Genomic DNA, 23,655 nt, shown 5'->3' on the forward strand with positions numbered 1-23,655 from the left:
TAATGACAGCGCAATTTGAACATGTCTCTGTACTGATGGACGAAACCATAGACGCTTTGGATATTAAACCCGAAGGCATTTATATGGATGGCACGTTTGGTCGCGGCGGACATTCAGGACAAATTCTTGCGCGCTTAAATGAGCATGGTCGTTTACAAGCAATTGACCAAGATCCGCAAGCTATTAAAGCTGCTGAAAAGTTTGCAGATGATGCACGTTTTTCGATTGCCCATACCCGTTTTTCCAACCTTAAAACAGTCGCTGAAGACAATGATTTAATTGGTAAAGTAGACGGAATTTTATTAGATATTGGCGTGTCATCCCCGCAGCTAGATGATGCTGAGCGCGGCTTTAGCTTCATGAAAGATGGCCCGCTAGATATGCGTATGGACCCAACCAGCGGCCGCAGTGCAGCACAATGGCTAGCTGAAGCTGAACTTGAAGATATCACTCATGTCATTAAAACCTATGGTGAAGAAAAGTTTGGCCGCCGTATCGCTCATAAAATCATTGAGACTCGAGAGCATACTCCAATCACTAGTACAAAGCAGCTTGCTGATTTAGTTGATGAAGCTGTACCAGTAAAAGATAAATATAAACATCCAGCAACACGTACATTCCAAGCGATCCGAATTTATATCAACAGCGAGTTAGAAGAAATTCAAACGGCACTACAAGCTGCTGTTGAAGTGCTTAAGCCCGGTGGTCGATTAGTGGTTATTTCGTTTCACTCGTTAGAAGATCGCATTGTTAAGCAGTTTATTAAAAAACAGAGTAAGGGAGAGGCGATACCCAGAGGTCTGCCTTTAACTGATGCACAAATAAATAAAAACCTGACGTTAAAGGCAGTGGGTAAAGCCATTAAGCCAAGTAAGGCGGAAATTGATGCAAATCCTCGTTCACGCAGTTCTGTGTTAAGGGTTGCTAAGAGGTTGTAATGAAAGCAAAAGCGACGAATCGCCAACCTAATTTATTTGTTGAAGTGTTTAAAGGTCTTGCTGCTAATAAGCTGACCTTAGCCTTGTTGGTTGTGATTCTCGCGTCAAGTTTAAGTGTTGTGCAGGTGACGCATTTAGCGCGTCAGCAGTTGATAACACAAGATGAGTTATTGCAAGAACGTGATGAGCTTGATCTCGAGTGGCGTTACTTGCTTGTAGAAGAAGAGTTTTATTCGCAGCATGCGCGCATTGAAGAAATCGCGACCATGCAATTAGAAATGAAACGGCCGACCAGCCAAGACGAACAGGTGGTAGTACTGCAATGAGAAGCAGAGGGAAAAAGCCAACTAATACCTTGATCACATGGCGCTTTATGCTTGTGTGCTCTGTGCTGCTTTTAGTCTTTATGACACTGGTTGCACGTGCCGCATTTTTGCAGGTTATTGAGCCCGATAAAGCACGTTCTGAAAGCGATAAACGTACCGTTCGCGTTGAAAAACAACATGTACAGCGCGGAATGATCTTTGACCGTAACGGCAAAGAGCTTGCGGTGAGTGTGCCTGTTGTAAGTGTGTATGCTGATCCCAAGGCACTGCATAAATCATTAACGAGCAAGGTGCTGCGTCAAGCGCGTAAGAATGGTGAAGATCAAAATGCACTTGCTGAAAATACGGCTGAACTAAACAAGCGCATCGCTACTTATTATAACAATGACATTCGTTGGCGTGAGCTTGCGGATGTATTACGCATTGAACCAAGTAAAATCAACTCACGTCTTCGTGATAATCCAAAACGCCGTTTTGTTTATTTAAAACGTCAAGTAACACCTGCAGTTGCAAACTATATTGGTGATTTACGTTTACCGGGTATCCATCTGCTGGATGAGTCTAAACGTTACTATCCGGCAGGAGAAGTGACTGCACATGTGATTGGTTTCACAAATATCGATGGTCATGGTATCGAAGGTATTGAAAAATTATACGAAAAATCGTTAACCGGTGTTGAAGGACAAAGAACAATACGTAAAGACGCTCAAGGCCGAGAGGTCGAAGTGCTTGATGAGCGTGAACGTGTTGAACCAGAAAATATCCATTTAAGTATCGATCAACGTATTCAAGCGATTGCCTACAAGGCGATAAAATCGGCTGTGCTGACATATAAAGCGACCTCGGGCTCAGCTATGGTCGTGGATGTAAAAACAGGCGAAGTATTGGCTATGGTAAATAGCCCGTCGTTTAATCCTAATAATCTTAATGATGCTGCTCCACATAAGCGTCGAAATCGAGCAATTACTGATTTGTTTGAGCCAGGCTCAACTGTTAAGCCGCTAGCCATTTTAGCTGGTTTAGACTACGGCTCAATTCAACCGGATTCAATTGTTGATACTTACCCTGGCTGGATGCGTGTTGGTGGCAGCCTTGTCCAAGATACGCGTAACCATGGTGAAATGACATTAAGAGAAATCTTAAAATACTCAAGTAACATGGGTGTGACTAAAGTTAGCCAAGACTTACCAAAAGACTATTTTGTCGGGCTTTATCAAAAAGTCGGATTTGGTAGTGATAGTGGAACAGGCATGGTCGGTGAAAGTAGCGGCTTGTTTTACCCTAATCGTCGTTGGTCAGATCATGAAATAGCAGCATTATCATTTGGCTATAACTTAGCTGTGAGCACCGCACAAATGGCACGTTTTTATGCCATGTTAGGTTCTGGTGGCGTGATGCGTCCTCTTACTGTACTTAAGCAAGAGTCAGTGCCTGAAGGTGAGCGCATTTTTCAGCAAAAAGATGTTGAAGCCGTCGTCCATATGATGGAAAGCGTGTTCGAAAAAGGCGGCACGGCACAAAAAGTTCACGTCGATGGTTATCGCGCAGCTGGCAAAACAGGTACCTCTAAAAAAGCCGCTGTAGGTGGTTATGGTGATGAGTATGTCGGCTACTTTGCTGGTGTTGCACCGGCAAGCAATCCACGTTTAGCGGTAGTAGTATTGATCAATGAGCCGGGTGGAGATGTTTATTATGGCGGTGCGACGGCAGGCCCTGCATTTGCAGAGATTGTCTCCAATGCCTTAAGAATTTTAAACGTCGCACCGGATAAAGATGCGGTTGCGTACGTAGAAGGCAAAGATAACGATGCGTGATTTAAAACCAATTCTGAGTCAAATTGAAGTTGAGGCCACTAGTTTGCTGGTTAATCAACTACGTCTTGATAGCCGAGACGTAAAAACAGGCGATGTTTTTGTAGCTGTTAAAGGCCATCAACTTGATGGCGGACAATTTATAGATAAAGCCATAGAAAATGGCGCTGTAGCAATTATTGCTGATAGGTTATGCGAATTTGAAAGTGATTTTGAATCGCTTTACTTGGTCACAGACCTAGCGAAGAAACTACCTGCTTTAGCTGCTGCGTTTTATCATCAGCCATCAAAACAATTAGATCTGGTTGGCGTTACTGGAACAAATGGTAAATCAACCACAACTGCGATGATCGCGCATTTAGCACAGCAATGTCATAAATCAGCAGCGGTCGTGGGGACGCTTGGCTATGGGCATCCAGAGCAATTAACTCCATTAGTTAATACCACACCATCAAGTGTTGATTTGCAGCGAATTTTGTTTGAATTACATGAACAGCACACCGATGTTGTTGCAATGGAAGTTTCATCACATGGCCTTGTGCAACAGCGTGTTGACCATTGTCAGTTTAAAGCAGCCGTTTTTACTAATTTATCTCGCGACCATTTAGATTATCATGGCACTATGGATGCCTATGGTGATGCAAAGCTGATGTTGATGCGTGATCACAATCCTGAGATTGTGGTTCTCAATCAAGATGATACACAAGTTGAGCAGTGGTTAGAAAAATACGACTTTAACAACTTAATTTGCTACGGCCATAAAAACTTAGCACCAGAAGGTGCGCGCTATGTTTACTTTAGCGATGTTGTTTATAGCAACACCGGGATTTCGGCAACATTCGAAACAAGCTGGGGTCAAGCACAGGTGCAGTCTGCATTATTTGGTGAGTTTAACTTGTATAATCTGGCTGCGGCGATGGCCACTCTACTTGGTATGGGGTATCCGCTGGCACAGTTAGTTGCTGCCTGCAAAACACTGCAACCAGTGGCTGGTCGTATGCAAGCGTTTAGCGTACCAGGGCAGCCAACCTGTATTGTTGATTACGCGCATACACCCGATGCGTTGGCTTTAGCATTACAGGCTTTACAAAAGCATGTACCTGGAGGCGTAAGCTGTGTGTTTGGCTGTGGTGGTGACCGTGATAAAGGCAAGCGGCCAATGATGGCAAAAGCTGCTGAAGGCAACGCAGACCGTATTATTATTACTAGCGATAATCCGCGCAGTGAAGACCCTAATGCCATTATTGCTGATGTGGTGGCAGGTCTTGAGCATGCTGAAAAAGCCCATTGTGAAGCTGATCGCGCTAAAGCAATTAGTTATGCAATAGAGCAGGCCGGTGCTGATGATGTGGTTTTAATTGCCGGTAAAGGCCATGAAGATTATCAAATTATTGGCGATACACGAATCGACTTCTGCGATCGCCAATATGTACAACAACAATTAAAAGAAAAATCGCAAGGGGCGCAGTTATGATCCCTATGGATTTTGATTGGCTAGCAAAAGTTCTAGCAACTGATTACCAAGGTGGTAATCAAACGGTAAAAAATATTAACACCGACACCCGTACTCTGTGCGAGGGTGAAGTGTTTTTAGCGCTACAAGGGCCTAACTTTGATGGTCATAAATTTGTTGCGCAAGCAAAAGAGAAAGGGGCGATTGCAGCTATTGTAGCGCGTCCTGTTAATATTGATATTGTGCAGTTTGTGGTGAGTGACACACGTATAGCGCTAGGCCAAATTGGCGCAGCTGTGATGGCACAGGTTGCACCAAAAACAATCGCTATTACAGGTAGTGTGGGTAAAACCACTGTAAAAGAAATGTGCGCGGCGATTTTATCAGGTCATGGTGAAGTACTGGCAACCAAAGGTAACTTTAATAATGACATTGGTGTACCTCTGACCTTGTTACGCCTTGAGCCACAGCATCAATATGCGGTAATTGAATTAGGCGCCAATCACATTGGTGAAATAGCTTACACAGTCGCGATGACTAAACCTGATGTTGCTGTGGTTTGTAATGTGGCTGAATCTCATTTAGAGGGATTTGGATCATTACAAGGTGTGGCTACTGCAAAAGGCGAAATCTACGACGGCCTAAAACCTGACGGTGTTGCAATCGTTAACAGCGACAGTGATTTTGCAGATTACTGGCTCGAAAAACTAACTGATCGCAATGTAAAACGTTTTTCTACTCAGCAAAAACTAGATTACTGGGCAGAAGATGTGGTGCTTGACGAGCAAGCGCGTGCGTCTTTTGTGCTTTGCAGTAAACAGCAAAAAGTTCCTGTTACTCTCGCATTACCGGGCAAACATAATATTGCTAATGCACTAATAGCGACAGCATTAACCACTGAGCTGGGTGTAAGCCTAGAAAGTGTTGCTAAGGCATTGGCTGGCATGGGAGAAGTCAAAGGTCGTGTCAATGTACTTAAAGTATCAGACACTCTAACCGTAATTGATGATACTTATAATGCCAATGTGCAGTCAGTAAAAGCGGCGATTGATTTATTAAGCGACATGCCTGGACGTCGAATTTTTGCGTTAGGTGATATGGGCGAACTTGGCGAAGAAGCCCGCTTTTATCATCAGCAAGTAGGCGAATATGCAAAACAAAAAGGCATTGATGAGCTATACAGCCTAGGCGTATTAAGCAAGTCGGCCAGTGATGTATTTGAAAAACCCAATCGTCACTTCTCGAACCGTGAACAACTATTACAACAATTACAAAGTGTGCTTACTGAATCTCAGCAAAAGACCACCCTTGTAGTAAAAGGATCGCGCAGTTCTCGTATGGAACTAGTGGTAGCAGATTTAGTTAATAGCCAGCAAGATGGCAACAATGGAGTATCGTCATGTTAGTTTGGTTGGCAGAGTATTTAACACAATATTATAGTGGCTTTAATGTTTTTTCTTACCTTACGCTGCGTGCGATTTTAGGTATTTTAACTGCGCTGCTTATCTCTCTTTATTTTGGTCCTAAGCTTATTCGTGGCCTACAAAAAATGCAAATTGGTCAGGTGGTACGTCACGACGGCCCCGAATCTCACCTATCTAAAAAAGGTACGCCTACCATGGGTGGCATTTTGATTTTAGGGGCGATTTTTACCAGTACATTACTGTGGGCTGACCTTTCAAACAAATATGTATGGGCAACCTTATTTGTGGTGGGGTCATTAGGTGTAGTTGGCTTTATTGATGACTACCGTAAAGTGATCCGCAAAGACCCTAAAGGCCTAATTGCGAAGTGGAAATACTTTTGGCAATCAGTGATTGCATTAGTGGTTGCCAGTGCGCTTTATTTTACTTCGCAACAAGGCAGTGAAACCTCGTTAGTTGTGCCGTTTTTTAAAGATGTGTTACCACAGCTAGGGCTGTTTTATATCGTGATGACCTATTTTGTAATTGTAGGTACTTCGAATGCGGTAAACCTAACGGATGGCCTTGATGGTTTAGCAATTGTGCCAACCATTTTGGTTGCTGCGGCGCTTGCTATTATTGCTTACTTAACCGGTAACGTTAACTTCTCAAGCTACTTACATATTCCGCATTTGCCATTAGCAAGCGAACTTGTGGTTGTATGTACTGCCATAGTTGGCGCAGGACTGGGTTTCTTGTGGTTTAACACTTACCCAGCACAGGTATTTATGGGTGATGTAGGCTCATTAGCACTCGGTGGTGCACTGGGTATTATTGCGGTGCTTGTTCGTCAAGAACTGGTACTTATCATCATGGGTGGTGTGTTTGTAATGGAAGCATTATCGGTGATTTTACAAGTAGGCTCTTATAAATTACGTGGTCAACGTATTTTTAGAATGGCGCCTATTCACCATCATTATGAATTAAAGGGTTGGCCTGAGCCGCGCGTAATTGTGCGCTTTTGGATTATTTCAATCGTGCTAGTTCTTGCTGGCCTTGCGACATTAAAGATCAGGTAAATGACAGTTATTAACGAGATAAAAAACAAACAAATCTCAGTGCTCGGACTCGGTGTAACCGGTCTGGGCATTGTGCGTTTTTTATTGTCTCAGAATATTAAACCAATTGTTGTTGATAGCCGCATGGCGCCGCCGGGTGCGGATTGGCTAAACGAGCATGCCAGCGAGTTAACTACGTTCTTTGGTGATTTAGAACAGGCAGACTTAGCCAGCAATGACATTATTATCATCAGCCCTGGTCTAAGCCTTGCTACACCGGCTGTTGCAAAGGCCATTGCTGCGGGCGTTGAAGTGATTGGTGACGTTGAGCTTTTTGCCCGTTTAACCGATAAACCAATTGTTGCGGTAACAGGTTCAAATGGTAAGTCGACAGTGGTTACCTTGGCGTTTGAAGTACTGAAAGCCGCTGGTTATAAAGTAGGGCTTGGCGGTAATATTGGCACAGCAGTACTTGATTTATTGTCGCAAGATTACGACGTTTATGTACTTGAGCTATCGAGTTTTCAGCTTGATACCACGCACAGCTTAAAAGCGAAAAGTGCCTGTGTATTGAATGTTAGCGAAGATCACCTTGATCGCTACTCAAGTTACCAAGCATACATTGACTCAAAGCAAAGTATTTATAACGGCTCAGAGCTTGCTGTTGTGAATGCCATTGATGTAGCAACCCATACAGCAAAGCAACCACAAGTAAGCTTTGCACTTGCAAATGCAGACTTTGCCTTAGTAGAGCATCAAGGTGAGACGTACTTTGCAGCACAAGGTAAACCTGTGTTACCTGCAAGCTGTTTGAAAGTTGTTGGCTCACACAATCAACAAAATGCACTAGCAGTTATGGCGCTACTAAGCCCGTTTAGCATTTCTACAGAGCATTATCAGCAAGCGTTTAGTACGTTTACTGGGCTTGCACACCGTTGTCAGTTTGTCGCTGAAATTAATGAAGTGAAATACTTTAATGATTCAAAAGCGACCAACGTTGGCGCAACCATCGCTGCTATTGAAAGCTTAGCTGATCAAGCAAAGCAATTAGTTGTGATTGCTGGCGGTGATGCAAAAGGGGCTGATTTAGATGCCTTGAAACCCTATTTGAATGACAAAGTGAAAGCTCTTATTTGTTTTGGTAAAGATGCTAAAGCACTGGTGTCATTAACTGAAAAAGGTCATTTAACCACGAATATGCATGAAGCTGTGCAATTGGCAAAGCAGTTAAGTAGTAGCGGTGACATCGTATTGCTTGCTCCTGCGTGCGCCAGCATTGATATGTATAACAACTATATGCAACGTGGTGATGACTTTGCGCAGTGCGTATTGGCGGAGGCAATATGATCGCATTTGCCGACATTCGTGAAGCATTAACCCCTAAGCAATCGCCACAGCTTTATGATGTGCCGTTGTTGTATTGTATGTTGATGTTGATAGGTGTTGGTTTTGTGATGGTTACAAGTGCCTCAATGCCAACCGCAGAGCGATTATTTGATAATCCGTATCACATTATTATTCGCCATAGCATGTTTTTAATCATGGGCTTTTTTCTATTTTGGATTGCCACAAGTGTGCCTATGGACTGGTGGAAACGCAGTAATGCCTATTTATTGTTATTGGGTTTAGGTTTACTGGTGTTGGTACTTATAGTTGGCCGCGAAGTGAATGGTGCAAAACGTTGGATCCCCATAGGCCCTGTAGGTTTTCAGGTGGCAGAAGCCGCTAAGTTATTCTTTTTTAGTTATATTGCCGGCTATTTAGTTCGTAAGCGCGAAGAAGTACAAGAAAATCTAAAAGGCTTTTTTAAGCCACTCGTTGTCTTTGGTGTTTATGCATTGCTTATTTTAATGCAACCAGATTTAGGTACTGTTGTTGTACTTTTTGTTACCACTGTCGGTTTATTATTTTTAGCCGGTGCTAAGTTATGGCAGTTTTTTGGACTGATCTTAACGGGCATTGCAGCCATTGTGGTGCTAATTATCGCTGAACCATACCGTATGGCCCGTGTAACTGGCTTTTTAGAGCCATGGGAAGATCCGTTTGGTAAAGGGTATCAGTTAGTACAATCACTAATGGCCTACAGTCAAGGCGGTTGGTTTGGCCAAGGCTTGGGGAATAGCGTACAAAAACTGCAATATCTACCAGAGGCGCATAATGACTTCATCTTTGCCGTAATTGGTGAAGAGCTTGGCTTTTTTGGTGTACTGAGCATTTTGATAGTACTAGGTGTATTCGTATTTAGAGCCTTGCTAATTGGTCAAAAAGCCTTGAAGTGTGGCAAAGAGTACGAAGGCTATTTTGCCTTTGCAATAGGTATCTGGTTTGCGTTTCAAACCATGGTCAATGTTGGCGCAAGTGCCGGAATATTACCTACAAAAGGCTTAACATTACCGTTTATTTCTTACGGTGGTTCTAGCTTATTAATTATGACCATAGCAACAGGTGTACTTTTGCGGATCGATTTTGAAACAAAAATGGCGACTAAGCAGGCAACCTCACGCGGAGGTAAACGATGAGTAAAAAGTTACTTGTTGTTGCAGGCGGTACTGGCGGACATATTTTTCCGGGTATTGCCGTCGCTGATTTTTTAAAGCAGCAAGGCTGGCAGGTCAGCTGGATTGGCACGCCTGACAGAATGGAAGCGACAGTGGTACCTAAGCACCACATTGATATTGACTTCATTAATGTCAAAGGGGTTCGTGGTAACGGTATTAAACGCTTGATTAAAGCCCCGTTTATGGTGATGAATGCTATTTTTCAAGCGCGTAAAATTTTAAAAGCACAAAAGCCTGATGTGGTGCTTGCTATGGGTGGTTATGTGACCGGACCTACTGGAATTGCAGCTAAAAGCTTAGGCATTCCTTTGGTTATTCATGAGCAGAATGCAGTTGCAGGCATGAGTAACCGCTGGTTAGCAAAGTTTGCCAATAAAGTGCTTGCCGCTTTTCCATCTGCTTTTGCAAAAGAACACTGTGAAGTGGTAGGTAATCCGGTCAGAGCAAGTGTTGCAAATGTTACAGCTAAGCAGACAACTACGCCGATTAATGTGCTTGTGGTGGGTGGTTCGTTGGGCGCGCAGGTACTCAATGAGACTTTACCTGCTGTATTCAGTGAACTTTCAGCGCTAACAACGCTTAATATATGGCACCAAACGGGTAAAAATAATGAACCGAATGTGACTGCCAGCTATCAACAGTTAGGACTAGCTGAAAATAGCAAAGTTGCTGAATTCATTGATGATATGGATAGTGCATATCAGTGGGCCGATTTGGTAATTTGCCGCGCTGGTGCGCTAACGGTTAGTGAGATTGCCGCAGCGGGTCGAATGGCGTTATTTGTGCCTTTTCCACATGCAGTGGATGACCACCAAACGGCCAATGCAAAGTATTTAGTGACTGAGCAAGCCGCGCTGATTATGCAGCAAAGTGAGTTTAATAAAACAGCGGTCGTTGAATTATTAACACCGTATGTAAACGCACCAGAGAAAATTTCAACAATGGCAAGTAAAGCAAAACAGCTTGCTATTTTAGATGCCACAGCCAATGTTGCCAAACGCTGTGAGCAACTAGCAGATAGAAGAGATTAGTAGTGAAAGAAAGCACGAAGAAAGAAAACAACACTCGTCCTGCGATGCGTCGTATCGACACCATCCACTTTGTTGGTATTGGTGGTGCAGGCATGGGTGGAATTGCCGAAGTACTTGCTTTTGAAGGCTACCGCATCACAGGTTCTGACATTGCGCACAGTGCGATGACTGAACGCTTAATTCAAGTGGGTGCAGAAGTATTTATTGGTCATGACGAAAACAACGTAAAAGATGCCAGTGTTGTGGTGGTATCAAGTGCTATTAATGAGCAAAACCCTGAGATTAAAGCAGCTAAAGCGGCGCGAATTCCTATTGTTCGCCGCGCAGAAATGCTTGCTGAATTAATGCGTTTTCGCCACGGTATCGCAGTGGCCGGCACCCATGGTAAAACCACAACAACCAGTTTAATTGCCAGCATTTATGCACAAGCCGGTCTTGATCCAACCTTTATTATTGGTGGCTTGTTAAACAGTGCTGGTAGTAATGCCAAGGTCGGTAAAAGCGACTTCTTAATTGCTGAAGCCGATGAGAGTGATGCGTCATTCTTACACTTACAGCCTATGGTTTCGGTGATCACAAACATTGAAGAAGATCACATGGATACTTACGGCGGCAGCTTAGAAAAAATGAAAGACACCTATGTTGATTTCATTCATAACTTACCGTTTTATGGTTTAGCTGTGGTGTGTATTGACTCTGAAGTTGCGGCAGAGCTTATTCCGCGTTTTGGACGCCCTGTTATTACTTATGGTGAATCGGCTGAAGCTGATTATCGCATGCTTGATTTTAGTCAAACTGCGAATACTTGTTCATTTAACGTAGTAAATAAGCAAGGCGAAAGCTTAGCTGTAACGCTTAATATGCCTGGCAAGCACAATGCACTTAACGCGACAGCGGCGATTGCAGTGGCAAAAGATCAAAACATTGCTAACCACGCGATTTTAGAAGCGTTAACAAAGTTTGAAGGGGTAGGCCGTCGTTTTCAGCATTACGGTACCTTTGAAAATGAGCGTGGTAGCGTGATGCTAGTTGATGACTATGGACACCATCCATCAGAAGTAGCAGCAACGATTGCAGCGGTTCGTGAGGGCTGGCCAGATAAACGATTAGTGATGGTTTATCAGCCTCACCGTTATAGCCGTACTCGTGATTTATACGAGGAGTTTGTCAAAGTACTGGCTGACGTTGATCAGTTATTACTGTTAGATGTGTATTCAGCAGGTGAAGAGCCTATTGTGGGAGCTGATAGTAAGAGTTTATGCCGTAGTTTACGCCAACGAGGTAAAGAACCATTACACATCGCTAGCAGCTCTGAGCTTGCGGGTGTTCTTGCAGATACCCTGCAAGATAATGATTTAGTTTTAACACAAGGCGCTGGTAACATAGGCCAGTTAGTGAAAAAGTTAGCAGCAACCAACTTGTCAGTTGAACAACTAAAGCAGGTAAATATATGAGCCAGTTAAGCGACAAATTTGGCAAAGTAGCGGTACTTTTTGGTGGCACATCTGCCGAACGAGATGTCTCGCTAAAATCAGGCCAAGCCGTATTGAACGCTTTGCAAAGCGTTGGCGTTGACGCCATTGCTTTTGATCCAAAAGATAACTCATTATGGCAATTAAAGGATTTAAATATAGAGCGCGTATTTATTGCGCTTCATGGTCGTGGTGGTGAAGATGGCACCATTCAGGGCGCTCTTGAATTTATGGGTATTCCGTATACCGGTAGTGACGTACTTGGTTCTGCGCTTGCGATGGACAAAGTTCGCTGTAAGCACTTGTTTAAAGCAATGGGCCTGAGCACTGCACCATATACTGTTGTTGATAGCCGTAATGAATTTGATAGCCAAGCAATTATTAATGAATTTGGCAAAGTGATGGTAAAACCGTCACATGAAGGCTCAAGCATTGGTATGGCAGAAGCAAGCAGCGCAGAACAGCTAGATGCCGCTTTAAACGCTGCATTTAAGTTTGATAGTCAAGTGTTGGTAGAGCAGTGGATCACTGGGCGTGAATTTACTGTAGCGGTACTTGGTCAAGATGTTCAGCCTGTTATTGAGATGACCACGCCAAATGGTTTTTATGACTACCAAGCTAAGTATCAATCGAACACAACTCAGTATCATTGCCCAGCTGATTTATCAGTACAAGAGACTGAGTTATTGCAAGATATGGCATTAAAAGCATTTGATTTAGTCGGTGCAAGTGGTTGGGGCCGTGTTGATGCAATGCGTGATCAGCAAGGTAACTTCTATTTATTAGAGGTTAATACTGTGCCAGGAATGACAGAAAAGTCGTTAGTACCTATGGCTGCAAAAGCAAACGGTGCTAGCTTTGAACAATTAGTGGTTCGCATTTTGGAGCAAACGCTTTAATATGCATCCGGTTTTAGAAAAAGCAAAGCAGTTAAAACAACAACTTAATTGGTCGTTGATATTTGGTGTGAGCTTTTTTTTAGTCGTGGTTTTTGGTCTAGTAAAAATCACGACAGGTGTGTCTGACTGGTTAGTTGAAAATAAAGATGCGCAAATAAAGCATTTATCGGTATTAGGACAACCCAAATATACAGATGAAAAAGCGATTATTGGCGCAATAAAAAAAGCGGATTTATCGAGTTTTTTTGAATTAGACGTGAAACATGTGCAACGCTTGGTACAAAGCTTACCTTGGGTTGCGACAGCTTCAGTAAGAAAGCAATGGCCAGATACTCTGCAAGTTTACGTAGTAGAGCATCAAGCAGTTGCGCACTGGAACAGTGGAGCGCTTTTAAATCAATCAGGTGAGGTATTTGAAGCAACTAGCGATAAGCTACCTGATACACTTCCTCAGCTTTATGGCCCAGAGGGAAGTGAAATTGAAGCCTGGACAGCATTTCGTCAATTTCAAGAAATGCTTAAGGTCAATAATTTAGAGCTGACAAGTTTAGCGCTTTCAGAGCGCTTTTCATGGCAGTTATGGCTTGATAACGGCATTCGCCTGAATTTAGGTCGTAAAGAAAAAGCAAAGCGTGTACAGCGTTTTATTGATGTGTATCCGCGCATGGAACAACGTGCAGATGCACAAATTGATGTTGTTGATTTACGGTACGATACCGGTCTTGCAGTGAGCTGGAAGCCACTTCAAGAAGAGCAATTAGAAAATAAGAGTAAGGCATGACTAAGTCAGCAGAAAGAAACCTAGTGATTGGATTAGACGTTGGCACATCAAAAGTAGTAGCCACCGTTGGTGAGATCACCGCAGATAATAAACTCAGTATTGTGGGTGTTGGCAGCCAAGTATCGCATGGTATGGATAAAGGCGGCGTTAACGACCTTAACCTTGTTTCTGAATCGATTCGTCGTGCTATTGACGAAGCGGAGTTGATGGCTGATTGCCGTATCAGCTCTGTTTACTTAGGTATATCTGGTAAACATATTCAATGTCAGAATGAAAGCGGTGTGGTTGCAATCAATAACACAGAAGTGACTGATGAAGACATCGAGAATGTAATTCATATCGCGCGTTCAGTGCCTATTTCGGCTGAACGCAAAATGTTACATGCTCTGCCACAAGAATACAGCATCGACATGCAAGAGGGGATTAAAAACCCATTAGGTATGAGCGGTGTACGTATGGAAGCCCGTGCACACATTATTACTTGCTCGAACGATATGGCAAAGAATATTGAAAAGTGTGTTGAACGTTGTGGCCTTGAAGTCGATCAGTTGATCTTTACGGCTCTGGCATCATGTTACTCAGTACTAACGGATGATGAAAAAGAGTTAGGTGTCGCTGTATTAGATATTGGTGGTGGTACAATGGACATCACTATTTATATCAATGGTGCGCTGCGTCATTCGGCTGTTATTCCGGTTGCTGGTAACCAAGTGACTGGTGATATTGCAAAAATATTTAGAACACCTATATCACATGCAGAGTCACTCAAAGTACAATACGCATGTGCAAGCAGCCAAATGGCAAGCAATGAAGACACTATTGAAGTACCAAGTGTAGGTGGACGTCCAGCGCGAATCATGTCGCGTCATACTTTATCTGAGGTTGTTGAACCTCGTTTTAGAGAATTATTTGAGTTGGCGATGGAAGAAATACGCCGCTCAGGTTTAGAAGACCAGATTGCTGCAGGTCTCGTCATTACAGGCGGAACAGCAAAAATGACTGGCGCAATGGAAGTGGCAGAAGACATTTTCCAAATGCCGGTCAGAATTGGCAAACCAATCGGGATTGTTGGTTTGACAGATTATGTAGATGATCCTTCGTACGCGACCGCGGTTGGTTTGTTACAATACGGCCGTACAATGCAATCGATGAATGCACAAAAGTCGAAAGCGGAAGGTGATAATAATTGGTGGAACCGTATTACTAAATGGTTCCAAGGTGAGTTTTAAGACTCAAGTCGGAGAGTAAACATGTTTGATATGATGGAACAGCACAGCGAAGAAGCTGTCATTAAAGTAATTGGCGTGGGCGGTGGCGGCGGTAACGCTGTTGAGCACATGGTAAAACAACAAATTGAAGGCGTACGTTTCATTGCTGCGAATACGGATGCACAAGCATTACGTAATTCGTCGGCTGATGTGACTGTACAGCTAGGTACACAAATCACCTCAGGTTTAGGTGCGGGGGCAAACCCTGAAGTAGGTCGAAACTCAGCAGAAGAAGACGCTGAGACAATTCGTGCCAGCCTTGAAGGTGCTGACATGGTATTTATCGCAGCCGGTATGGGCGGTGGTACAGGTACCGGTGCTGCACCAGTGGTTGCTAAAATTGCTAAAGAGTTAGGTATTTTAACGGTTGCTGTAGTAACTCGTCCGTTTGACTTTGAAGGTAAGAAACGCGCGGCAGCAGCTGAACAAGGCATTAATGAGTTGTCAGAAATTGTAGACTCGCTTATTACAATTCCGAACAATAAATTGCTTAAAGTTTTAGGTAAAGGCACTACACTATTAGATGCCTTCGCAAAAGCAAACGACGTTTTATTTGGTGCGGTACAAGGTATTGCAGAGCTAATCACACGTTCAGGTCTGATCAACGTGGATTTCGCCGACGTACGTACAGTTATGTCAGCGATGGGCACTGCAATGATGGGCACTGCATCAGCGTCTGGTCCTGACCGTGCACAAGAAGCGGCAGAAGCAGCTATTTCAAGCCCATTACTTGAAGATGTCGATTTAACCGGTGCTAAAGGTATCCTGGTTAATATCACAGCAGGTATGGATATTGCGATTGAAGAATTTGAAATTGTAGGTAATCACGTTAAGGCACTTGCATCAGAAAACGCAACAGTGGTTGTTGGTGCGGTAATTGACCCTGAAATGAGTGATGAACTACGCGTAACAGTTGTTGCAACAGGTTTAGGCGGCGATCGTCGTCCACAGTTTGGAATTGTTGATAATGGCTTTAAGAAAGCATCAGGCTCTGATGTACATAGCTCAATGAACCAAACGACTAGCAGCATGTATGTACCAAGCTTTGCAAGTCAAGGCAGCAGCGATGATGTAAGCATGTCTGCTGCACCTGAAAAGCAAGAGCCAGTACAACAAAGTACAGCGAGCAGCTCAGTATCTAGCAGCACTGAGAGCAGCAAAAAGTCTGATAAATCAGAAGGTGGCGATTATTTCGACATTCCTGCTTTCCTAAGAAAGCAAGCTGACTAAGACAGATTTTGTTGGTAATTTTGTTCGATAAATAAACAAATTGGCAGCTGAATGTATTTATGATACAATTTGCCGTCTAACTGTAACTATAAGTGAGCGAACCTATGATTAAACAGCGTACGATTGCAGAAGTAGTCAAAGCCATAGGAATTGGACTTCATAAAGGTGAGAAGGTCACTATTACTCTCCGACCTGCGAGCGCAAATACTGGGATTGTATTTCGTCGCGTAGACCTTGATCCGGTTGTTGATTTTGAAACAACACCTGAAGCCGTTGGTGATACGCAATTGTGTACCTGTTTAACAAACAAAGATGGCGTTCGCTTATCAACGACTGAGCACCTTATTGCGGCGGTAGCGGCAATGGGTATTGATAATCTAATTGTTGAATTAGACAGCTCAGAAGTACCTATTATGGATGGTAGTGCATTACCATTCATCTACTTGTTACAAAAAGGCGGCATTAAAGAAGTAAATGCAGCTAAGCGCTTTATTCGTATCAAAGAAAAAGTACGTATTGAAGAAGGCGATAAATGGGCTGAGATCGAACCATACGATGGTTTCCACATCGATTTTGAAATTGCGTTTGATCACCCTGCAATCAATGAAAGCCGCCAACGTATCGGTTTAGATATTACGACGCAAAGCTTCACAGAAGAAATCAGCCGCGCACGTACTTTCGGCTTTATGAAAGATATTGAGTATATGCACGCTAACAACCTAGCATTAGGTGGTAGCATGGATAACGCAGTTGTATTGGATGAGTTTAAAGTACTAAATCCAAACGGCTTACGTTATAGCGATGAGTTTGTTAAACACAAAATCTTAGACTGTGTGGGCGACATGTTTATGACTGGCCACAACATTCTAGGTAAAATCACGGCTTATAAATCAGGCCATGATTTAAACAATAAACTACTTCGTAAAATTATGGCGACTGAGTCAGCATGGGAATGGGCAACATTCGATACCCCAGTGACTATGCCAGCACCAGGCTTAGAAGTAGCGACAGCTTAATCGCAAGCATATTACAGTTATAAAAAATGACGCTTTAAGCGTCATTTTTTTTGCTTAGCTTATAAGCCTAGAATCGCTTCAAGCTCGACCAACTGATTGATTTGATAAGTTGGTTTAATATCTTCTGGTAACTCAACCCCAGGATGTTGCAACCAGCAAGTGTCGATACCAACATTATGACCGCCTAAAATATCGCTAGCAGCGGTATCACCCACCATTAAAATCTGCTCTTTTGGTGGATTACCCATTAATTGGAAAGTATGCTGAAAAATTTCTGGAGCAGGTTTGGCTTTACCGACTAACTCTGAAATAACCAGCCAATCGAACATATCCTGTAAACCTGTATGCTCTAAACGCTTTTGCTGTAGTTTAGCAAAGCCATTGGTAATAATGCCTAACTTGGCGTGTGGCTTTAATTTAGTCAGTAGTTCAACCGCACCAGGTAGTGGCACACAAATAGAGGCCATAGCGTCTAAAAAGCCATCATTTAAGGTTTTTGCTGGCACATCTAGTTTATTAGCCCACTCTGTAAAGCGGGTGATCTGTAGCTCACTGGCAGTAATTTCGTGCTTTTGATAAGCAACCCAAAGCGGTTTATTAGTTGCTTGGTAATGATGATAATCAGACTCAGTAAATTCTACGCCATAATTGGCGAACATTACCCTGAGGCCTTCAAATGCATTAAAACTAAATAGTGTTTCATCGGCATCGAATAATACGTGGCTATACTTCATGGTTATCCTAATTACTGATTAAACAGGGTAGGGTGTAAAAATGGTGCCATTGCAAGCGTTAGCGCTTGTACATAAGTACTTTCGCGTGTCGCTAAGTGATTGGTCAATAAACCAATAGCGCCACCTTGCTGCTTGATATTAACAGTATTGAATGCATCATCCATTACATCTCCCAGCTCTTTACCGGCCAGTAAGGCATCATAAAAAGGTTGAGGTAAAGGTAGGTTGCTACTGCGGCCAACGCTAAATTGCTGCTTGTTTGCAATCACCACAAAGGCAAAGGTTGCTGCGCCATAACTAAATTGTTCTGCGCCTCCCTCCATTGCGGCATAAAAGTCGGCATCAAAGTGGTTTTGGCAATACTTAACACGGTTTTCAGCGCCGATACGGGTTTCATCTTCACCTAGTGGCTGATCAGGCACACCCGATGGTGCATGCTCACCTTTGCATTCAATGATATAATCTGGGAAATAAAGACTAAAGACATTTTTAGCCGCGTTAATTTTTACAGGGTTCTTTGAACCGACAATAACACGTAATGTTTTTTTCAAGCTGGCGACTCCATTATTTCGGTTGAGCCAGCAGTGTACCCGAGTGAGTTAAATCGGCAAGTCAACTGGGGCTAAATTTTCAAGTGCGCGCTTTTTCAAAATAATATCTTTGATCAACGGTGTTAAGACCAATTCCATCGCAAGGCCCATTTTACCGCCCGGCACAACAAGCGTGTTTATGCGTGACATAAAACTGCCTTCAATCATGCGCAAATAATAGGGGAAATCTACGTCTTCTATGCCTCGAAAACGGATCACAACAAAACTTTCATCAAGAGAAGGAATATCTTTTGCACTGAACGGGTTGGAGGTATCAACCGTTGGCACCCGTTGGAAGTTTATATGTGTTCGTGAAAACTGAGGGGTAATATGGTTAATGTAATCATCCATACTGCGCACAATTGAGCCCATGACAGCTTCGCGCGAATGACCTCGTTCAGAGGTATCGCGGATCAATTTTTGGATCCACTCAAGGTTGATAATTGGCACCATGCCAATTAACAGGTCAACATGTTTGGCAACATCATGATTTTCATCAACAGCACCGCCATGCAGACCTTCATAAAACAACATATCGGTATTGGGTGCTAAGTCTTGCCAAGGCGTAAAAGTCCCCGGTAATTGATTATAAGGAACTGCTTCATCAAAGGTATGTAGGTAGCGCCTTATTTTTCCTTGGCCTGTTTCACCATAATGATAAAAAAGCTCTTCAAGGGCACCAAAATCGTTAGCTTCTCGGCCAAAATAGCTAATATGCTTGCCTTCTTGTTGTGCTTCACGGACCTTTTTATCCATTTCTGGACGTGTATAACGATGAAAGCTATCTCCTTCAATAAAGGCTGCATCAATATCTAAGCTTCTAAAAATATGCTTAATGGCATTGGTTGTGGTGGTGGTGCCAGCACCAGATGAGCCTGTAATTGCGATGATAGGGTGTTTAGCTGACATAATCATTCTCGTTATTTGTTGATACCAATCGACTTAAATATTGAAACATTCTAGCGCGCAGGCAGAATGGTCAGTAACTTAACACGATTGGTGTAGCGTGCATAAAATCAATCAGTCGAAACTGATAAAAAACGAACACTCCCTAGTTATAAAGGTCGAGCATGGTAAGGTCAAGTGACTGTCAGATTAATTAGCGCTATCATGGCATATAAAAATTAAAAGAGAGAACCCTATGAAATTGATTTCGTCTTTACTTTTCGTCGCCGCAGGGACATTTTTTACTAGTCACGTAAATGCTGCGATGCCAAAAAGCGAAATACTACTTGCTGATTTTGACACTCCTTACGGTATGAAAGTCTCGCGGATAACCGATAATAAAAGTTACAACAATCAGCCATTTTTAGTTGATTCAGGGCTGTATTACACCCATGAGGTTATTGCTGAAACTGGACAGTCACAAACAGATATTGTGTTTTATAACTTTGCTACAAAAACTAGCGTGAATATAACCAATACGGCTGTTAGTGAATATTCACCAACTTTAATGCCAAATCAGCAGGCTCTCTCAGCAATCGTTGTCGAAGAAGATGGCAAACAAAAGTTATGGCAATATCCGCTTGCTAATGAGCAAACTGCAAGCCGTATTTTTGAATGGATTGAACCAGTTGGCTACCATGCATGGGGCGCTGAAAACGACCTAATTATGTTTATTTTAGGTGAACCACATACCTTGCAGTACACGAGTATTGCAGCCGCTAAACCGCGAGTAATTGCAGCTGATATTGGCCGTACGTTAGTTTTTGATAAACACACAAACAGTTATTTATTTAGTTATAACAAAGATAATCAACATTGGGTTGCACGCTTTGCGCCGCAAACTGAAGAGGTCAGTGACTTATTTAGGTTACCTGACTCAGTGCAAGATTTTGCTTTAATTGATCAAAACACTTTGGCATATGCGGTTAATAACCGAATTTACAAGCGCAGCCTAACAGAGCCTGAAGTGGTATCACAATGGCTTGATTTAAGGCGTTTTTGTGAAGGATCAATTTCGCGTTTAAATTATAAACATAACAAACTGGCATTTGTGTGTAATAAATGAGTAACGGTTTTACACTGATTGCTGTACTGTGACTAATAATTAACGCTATTGATAAGGGACGCATTTGTCTTTTTCTGCCGAACAACTTAGTGTACAGCTGGTTAAAGCGGGCTGTCGCAGTAATTTTAAAATTAAGAATATTAACGAATTTATGCCTGCAAACTCAAAAGAAGCTTTTTATGTTCATGAGCAAAGTGGCCAAGCTAAAATCGTTATTAGACCAATTTTTGAAGTATTTAGTGCTGACTTTGATGCAATCGAAGGTATTACGCGTGTTAAAGACTATTTTCACAGCAGTGAAATGACACGCTTTCCAACGCGAATTTATAAAAGTGCGCATCCCATTCATTATGGTATCGCATTTAAAGTCACTTCCTCTGAAGCGGCTGAGCAATTTATAAATAAATTAAGCGCTATTTTGGAGCAATAAAAAGGGCCACATTGTGGCCCTTTTTGCATCTAGTAGGGTTAGCGTTTAAGGAAGCTATTTACTGAACTTAACTCACGTTTTTTCAGTGCAATACAATCATTAACGCTTTCTTCAAGCTTACTAAGAGAGCGTGCATACCCTGGTACTTCAGTGATTTTATCATTGAAGAAGGTTTTGGTTTTCTCTAGGCTTTGTGCATCACAGCTTGCGGTAGTGAAGAACGGCAAGTTTGGTACAAAGAACGGTGGTAAGTTCTTAGTGATCGCATCGTAATTGTTGTAAATCCATTCAATAAACAGTGCTTCACGTTCTTTACCATAGCCTAAACCACCTAACAGCGTGCGCATATCTGAGGCTGTTACGTCATCAGTTAAGCTGTATTCAAGTACTGCTTTTTGTAACTCTGGTTTACCAAAGTAACCCATTGCTGCCAGCATCTTAGTACGTACTTGTGGATCTTTTGTGGTTTTAAAGGTTTGCTTGTACTTTTCAAGTAACTTCGCATCACCATGGTAAGCAGCAAGATTTAAGTAAGTTGATGCTAAGTATGGGTCTACATTTTCAGGATTATTTAAGTAAAGTGCTGCTTGCGCTTTTGCGGTATCAATTACTTTTTGATCTTCACCATCAAAACCTAAACGCGTAATCACTTGCGCACGTAATTGTGATACTGCCGCGTCTTCATCTGCTTTTGCTGTTAAACCATACTGCTTGGCAGCAGGTGAAATGCTGTTACGGATAAACTTAGGCCATAGCTCACGGTTGCTGTCGTCTTCGAATACACGTTTTTGAGAAGCAAGGTAACCTAATGCTGTATTTGCGACTAATGGGTGCGCATCACTTACGAAGGCTTCTAAAGTTTGCATTAAGTGAGCGGCAGAAATAACACCTGCATCAAGTAATGAATCAACAGCAGAAAGTAGCGCTAAGCGTTCACGAACCGTTAGTTTGTCAGCAGCGTTATCGAGCAGGGCATTGAACTGTGCGTCATCTAATACCCAACGGTAATAGCCCATTGCACCTTGATCTGGGTAGATCCACTCAGGCTCAAAGTCGAGAGTCAGTTGCTGTGTTTCTTTGTTAAGCAGTACACTTGCGGTTTTAACTTTGTCGCCCGCACCATACTTAATCGCAACCGGAACATTCCACAGTTGTGCAGGTGCATCAACGCCAGCATTTACAAAACGGCTTTGGCTGATATTAATTTTTTTACCATCTTGCGTTACTTTAATAAGTGGGAAAGATGATTGTTCGATAAACGATTTTAGAACACTGGCTACATCTTTATTAGACGCTTCGCCTAGTGCTTGCCATAGATCCGCGGCTTCTGCATTCTTATACGAGAATTTCTTCAAGTAAGCACGAATACCTTGCTGGAATGCATCTTCGCCAATCCAGTTTTCAACCATAGATAAAACTGCACTACCTTTGCTGTAGGCAAGGCCAAGGCCATCCATAATGTCAGCTTCAGTTTTGATTGGTTTACGAATAGGCTTGGTACTTAAACGTGCATCTAAGGCCATTACATAATTTTGTGGTAAATCTAAGTGCGACTCAAACTCAGGGTTAATTTGTGCTGTGATTTTCGCTGCCATCCAGCTTGCGAACGCTTCGTTTAACCATAAGTCATTCCACCATTTCATGGTCACTAGGTTACCGTACCATTGGTGGGCTAACTCATGGGCAATAATTGATACATTACGCTCTTTTTTGCTGCGCGTTGCTGTCGCTAGGTCTACCAGTAAAATGTCTTCACGGTAAGTCACTAAGCCTGCATTTTCCATCGCGCCAAATGGGAACTCTGGTACTGCCACTGAGTCTAGTTTTTTGTAAACGTAAGGAATGCCAAAATAATCTTCCAGTGCTTTTAACACGCGAGGCATATTTTCTTTTGCGTAATCAGCAAGGTGAATTTTACCTTGTGGAGTCAGTACACGGCCAGGGATCGGCATGCCTTTAATTTCAAGCTCTTCAAACGGGCCTACAGCCATGGCGACTAAATAAGAAGGAATAGGCGGCGTTTTATCAAAAAAGTGTGTTGTCATATCGCCATCAACTTTGGTTTTTAATACCGGTGTGTTGGCATACACTTTTTGTGATGTTGGCGCTGTGATTGTTAGCTGAAAAGGTATTTTATAACTAGGCTCGTCAAAAACGGGAAATGCACGACGAGCATCACTCATTTCAAATTGGGTGAAAAGGTAAGGCGTACCTTGGTCTAAGGTTTTATATAAACCAACACTTTGACGGTTATAAGGTGCGGTAAAATCAACTTTTAAAGTGTATTTACCAGGCTGAATTTTTTCGTCACAAGCGAATTTAACTTTGCCTGTTTTTAGCATTTCAGCGCTTAGGTCGCAGTTTTCTGCACCTAAAATTTTCGCCATACTAACGGCATAATCAATACCGTTTAATTCGATGTAATTCGTTGCTTTTAGAACTTCTAAAGCAATTTCGGTATGACCAGAAAAATTGTCTTTTGCAGGATCAAGCGTTAGTGCTACTTGTTGTGAGCTAGGCTTGGCAAGCTTTTCGATAACATATTCATTGGCATGGGCAGAGCTAACAGCAAGTGCAACACTTACCGTTAATAGGCTTTTTAAGAACATAAATATCCCTGATTTTTTGTTGTTAGAAAGGCACCTG

The 23,655-nt window shown here is 42.6% G+C and carries 21 protein-coding genes; 17 read left to right on the plus strand and 4 right to left on the minus strand.

Annotated elements, in window-relative coordinates; all coding sequences use genetic code 11:
• Positions 1–2: 2 nt before the first annotated feature.
• The 15 genes from rsmH (at position 3) to lpxC (ending at position 17,244) form a co-directional block, all read left to right on the plus strand.
• Entirely contained in the window at positions 3–938 is a 936-nt protein-coding gene (gene rsmH, locus ACSFVZ_RS11965; protein WP_135923487.1) for a 16S rRNA (cytosine(1402)-N(4))-methyltransferase RsmH, read from the plus strand.
• Entirely contained in the window at positions 938–1,264 is a 327-nt protein-coding gene (gene ftsL / locus ACSFVZ_RS11970; RefSeq protein ID WP_135923488.1) for a cell division protein FtsL, read from the plus strand. Before rsmH ends, ftsL begins: the two co-directional genes overlap by 1 nt.
• Positions 1,261–3,078, plus strand: a complete 1,818-nt coding sequence (locus tag ACSFVZ_RS11975; RefSeq protein WP_135923489.1) for a penicillin-binding transpeptidase domain-containing protein — start codon at positions 1,261–1,263, stop codon at positions 3,076–3,078. The genes ftsL and ACSFVZ_RS11975 overlap by 4 nt, the downstream gene beginning before the upstream one ends.
• Entirely contained in the window at positions 3,071–4,549 is a 1,479-nt protein-coding gene (gene murE, locus ACSFVZ_RS11980; protein WP_235382442.1) for a UDP-N-acetylmuramoyl-L-alanyl-D-glutamate--2,6-diaminopimelate ligase, read from the plus strand. The genes ACSFVZ_RS11975 and murE overlap by 8 nt, the downstream gene beginning before the upstream one ends.
• The gene (locus ACSFVZ_RS11985; protein ID WP_435558944.1) at positions 4,546–5,934 is read left to right on the plus strand and encodes a UDP-N-acetylmuramoyl-tripeptide--D-alanyl-D-alanine ligase; all 1,389 of its coding nucleotides are present in this window, start codon (positions 4,546–4,548) and stop codon (positions 5,932–5,934) included. Before murE ends, ACSFVZ_RS11985 begins: the two co-directional genes overlap by 4 nt.
• The gene (mraY, locus tag ACSFVZ_RS11990; protein WP_135923492.1) at positions 5,928–7,010 is read left to right on the plus strand and encodes a phospho-N-acetylmuramoyl-pentapeptide-transferase; all 1,083 of its coding nucleotides are present in this window, start codon (positions 5,928–5,930) and stop codon (positions 7,008–7,010) included. The genes ACSFVZ_RS11985 and mraY overlap by 7 nt, the downstream gene beginning before the upstream one ends.
• Positions 7,011–8,336 carry a UDP-N-acetylmuramoyl-L-alanine--D-glutamate ligase gene (gene murD / locus ACSFVZ_RS11995; RefSeq protein WP_435558945.1) on the plus strand — a complete coding sequence of 442 codons (1,326 nt, stop codon included), beginning with the start codon at positions 7,011–7,013 and terminating at the stop codon, positions 8,334–8,336.
• Complete coding sequence (gene ftsW / locus ACSFVZ_RS12000) at positions 8,333–9,508, plus strand: cell division protein FtsW (RefSeq protein ID WP_135923494.1); 1,176 nt, start codon at positions 8,333–8,335, stop codon at positions 9,506–9,508. The genes murD and ftsW overlap by 4 nt, the downstream gene beginning before the upstream one ends.
• Positions 9,505–10,578, plus strand: coding sequence for an undecaprenyldiphospho-muramoylpentapeptide beta-N-acetylglucosaminyltransferase (murG, locus tag ACSFVZ_RS12005; protein WP_281546873.1), 1,074 nt, complete (start codon positions 9,505–9,507; stop codon positions 10,576–10,578). Before ftsW ends, murG begins: the two co-directional genes overlap by 4 nt.
• Before the next feature lie 44 nt (positions 10,579–10,622).
• The gene (gene murC, locus ACSFVZ_RS12010) at positions 10,623–12,032 is read left to right on the plus strand and encodes a UDP-N-acetylmuramate--L-alanine ligase (protein ID WP_206769127.1); all 1,410 of its coding nucleotides are present in this window, start codon (positions 10,623–10,625) and stop codon (positions 12,030–12,032) included.
• Positions 12,029–12,949 (plus strand): D-alanine--D-alanine ligase, encoded by a 921-nt coding sequence (locus ACSFVZ_RS12015; RefSeq protein ID WP_199526636.1) that lies wholly within the window; start codon positions 12,029–12,031, stop codon positions 12,947–12,949. Before murC ends, ACSFVZ_RS12015 begins: the two co-directional genes overlap by 4 nt.
• Before the next feature lies 1 nt (position 12,950).
• The gene (locus tag ACSFVZ_RS12020; RefSeq protein ID WP_135923498.1) at positions 12,951–13,730 is read left to right on the plus strand and encodes a cell division protein FtsQ/DivIB; all 780 of its coding nucleotides are present in this window, start codon (positions 12,951–12,953) and stop codon (positions 13,728–13,730) included.
• Entirely contained in the window at positions 13,727–14,959 is a 1,233-nt protein-coding gene (gene ftsA, locus ACSFVZ_RS12025; protein ID WP_036971185.1) for a cell division protein FtsA, read from the plus strand. The genes ACSFVZ_RS12020 and ftsA overlap by 4 nt, the downstream gene beginning before the upstream one ends.
• 21 nt (positions 14,960–14,980) lie before the next feature.
• On the plus strand, positions 14,981–16,228 hold the full coding sequence (gene ftsZ / locus ACSFVZ_RS12030) for a cell division protein FtsZ (RefSeq protein WP_135923499.1): 1,248 nt from the start codon (positions 14,981–14,983) through the stop codon (positions 16,226–16,228).
• Between the two features lie 104 nt (positions 16,229–16,332).
• Positions 16,333–17,244, plus strand: coding sequence for a UDP-3-O-acyl-N-acetylglucosamine deacetylase (gene lpxC, locus ACSFVZ_RS12035; RefSeq protein WP_135923500.1), 912 nt, complete (start codon positions 16,333–16,335; stop codon positions 17,242–17,244).
• A gap of 59 nt (positions 17,245–17,303) precedes the next feature.
• Here lpxC and yjjG read toward each other — a convergent pair whose 3' ends face one another.
• From yjjG to ACSFVZ_RS12050, 3 genes are read right to left on the minus strand one after another with little or no spacing between them, the layout of a single operon-like run.
• A complete protein-coding gene (gene yjjG, locus ACSFVZ_RS12040) occupies positions 17,304–17,978 on the minus strand; it encodes a pyrimidine 5'-nucleotidase (protein ID WP_253039758.1) in 675 nt (224 codons plus the stop codon).
• An 11-nt stretch (positions 17,979–17,989) separates the two neighbouring features.
• Positions 17,990–18,529, minus strand: a complete 540-nt coding sequence (gene yjjX, locus ACSFVZ_RS12045) for an inosine/xanthosine triphosphatase (RefSeq protein ID WP_435558947.1) — start codon at positions 18,527–18,529, stop codon at positions 17,990–17,992.
• A 48-nt stretch (positions 18,530–18,577) separates the two neighbouring features.
• Positions 18,578–19,477 carry a phosphoribulokinase gene (locus ACSFVZ_RS12050; protein ID WP_135923503.1) on the minus strand — a complete coding sequence of 300 codons (900 nt, stop codon included), beginning with the start codon at positions 19,475–19,477 and terminating at the stop codon, positions 18,578–18,580.
• Positions 19,478–19,709: 232 nt separating this feature from the next.
• Here ACSFVZ_RS12050 and ACSFVZ_RS12055 point away from each other — a divergent pair, with 232 nt between their 5' ends.
• Entirely contained in the window at positions 19,710–20,579 is an 870-nt protein-coding gene (locus ACSFVZ_RS12055) for a hypothetical protein (RefSeq protein ID WP_135923504.1), read from the plus strand.
• Positions 20,580–20,643: 64 nt separating this feature from the next.
• Positions 20,644–21,009: a hypothetical protein gene (locus tag ACSFVZ_RS12060; RefSeq protein ID WP_435558948.1), complete on the plus strand. Its 366-nt coding sequence runs from the start codon at positions 20,644–20,646 to the stop codon at positions 21,007–21,009.
• A 38-nt stretch (positions 21,010–21,047) separates the two neighbouring features.
• Here the strand turns inward: ACSFVZ_RS12060 and ACSFVZ_RS12065 are convergent, their stop codons facing one another.
• A complete protein-coding gene (locus ACSFVZ_RS12065; protein WP_435558949.1) occupies positions 21,048–23,618 on the minus strand; it encodes a M1 family metallopeptidase in 2,571 nt (856 codons plus the stop codon).
• Positions 23,619–23,655: the final 37 nt, after the last annotated feature.

It is taken from the genome of Pseudoalteromonas nanhaiensis, from assembly GCF_051235485.1.
GTDB classification, from domain to species: domain Bacteria; phylum Pseudomonadota; class Gammaproteobacteria; order Enterobacterales; family Alteromonadaceae; genus Pseudoalteromonas; species Pseudoalteromonas lipolytica_C.

Bases quoted from the DNA above. Each gene is read 5' to 3' on its own strand.
- rsmH (WP_135923487.1), top strand. From the start codon at position 3: ATGACAGCGCAATTTGAACATGTCTCTGTACTGATGGACGAAACCATA.
- ftsL (WP_135923488.1), top strand. From the start codon at position 938: ATGAAAGCAAAAGCGACGAATCGCCAACCTAATTTATTTGTTGAAGTG.
- ACSFVZ_RS11975 (WP_135923489.1), top strand. From the start codon at position 1,261: ATGAGAAGCAGAGGGAAAAAGCCAACTAATACCTTGATCACATGGCGC.
- murE (WP_235382442.1), top strand. From the start codon at position 3,071: ATGCGTGATTTAAAACCAATTCTGAGTCAAATTGAAGTTGAGGCCACT.
- ACSFVZ_RS11985 (WP_435558944.1), top strand. From the start codon at position 4,546: ATGATCCCTATGGATTTTGATTGGCTAGCAAAAGTTCTAGCAACTGAT.
- mraY (WP_135923492.1), top strand. From the start codon at position 5,928: ATGTTAGTTTGGTTGGCAGAGTATTTAACACAATATTATAGTGGCTTT.
- murD (WP_435558945.1), top strand. From the start codon at position 7,011: ATGACAGTTATTAACGAGATAAAAAACAAACAAATCTCAGTGCTCGGA.
- ftsW (WP_135923494.1), top strand. From the start codon at position 8,333: ATGATCGCATTTGCCGACATTCGTGAAGCATTAACCCCTAAGCAATCG.
- murG (WP_281546873.1), top strand. From the start codon at position 9,505: ATGAGTAAAAAGTTACTTGTTGTTGCAGGCGGTACTGGCGGACATATT.
- murC (WP_206769127.1), top strand. From the start codon at position 10,623: ATGCGTCGTATCGACACCATCCACTTTGTTGGTATTGGTGGTGCAGGC.
- ACSFVZ_RS12015 (WP_199526636.1), top strand. From the start codon at position 12,029: ATGAGCCAGTTAAGCGACAAATTTGGCAAAGTAGCGGTACTTTTTGGT.
- ACSFVZ_RS12020 (WP_135923498.1), top strand. From the start codon at position 12,951: ATGCATCCGGTTTTAGAAAAAGCAAAGCAGTTAAAACAACAACTTAAT.
- ftsA (WP_036971185.1), top strand. From the start codon at position 13,727: ATGACTAAGTCAGCAGAAAGAAACCTAGTGATTGGATTAGACGTTGGC.
- ftsZ (WP_135923499.1), top strand. From the start codon at position 14,981: ATGTTTGATATGATGGAACAGCACAGCGAAGAAGCTGTCATTAAAGTA.
- lpxC (WP_135923500.1), top strand. From the start codon at position 16,333: ATGATTAAACAGCGTACGATTGCAGAAGTAGTCAAAGCCATAGGAATT.
- yjjG (WP_253039758.1), bottom strand. From the start codon at position 17,978: ATGAAGTATAGCCACGTATTATTCGATGCCGATGAAACACTATTTAGT.
- ACSFVZ_RS12050 (WP_135923503.1), bottom strand. From the start codon at position 19,477: ATGTCAGCTAAACACCCTATCATCGCAATTACAGGCTCATCTGGTGCT.
- ACSFVZ_RS12055 (WP_135923504.1), top strand. From the start codon at position 19,710: ATGAAATTGATTTCGTCTTTACTTTTCGTCGCCGCAGGGACATTTTTT.
- ACSFVZ_RS12065 (WP_435558949.1), bottom strand. From the start codon at position 23,618: ATGTTCTTAAAAAGCCTATTAACGGTAAGTGTTGCACTTGCTGTTAGC.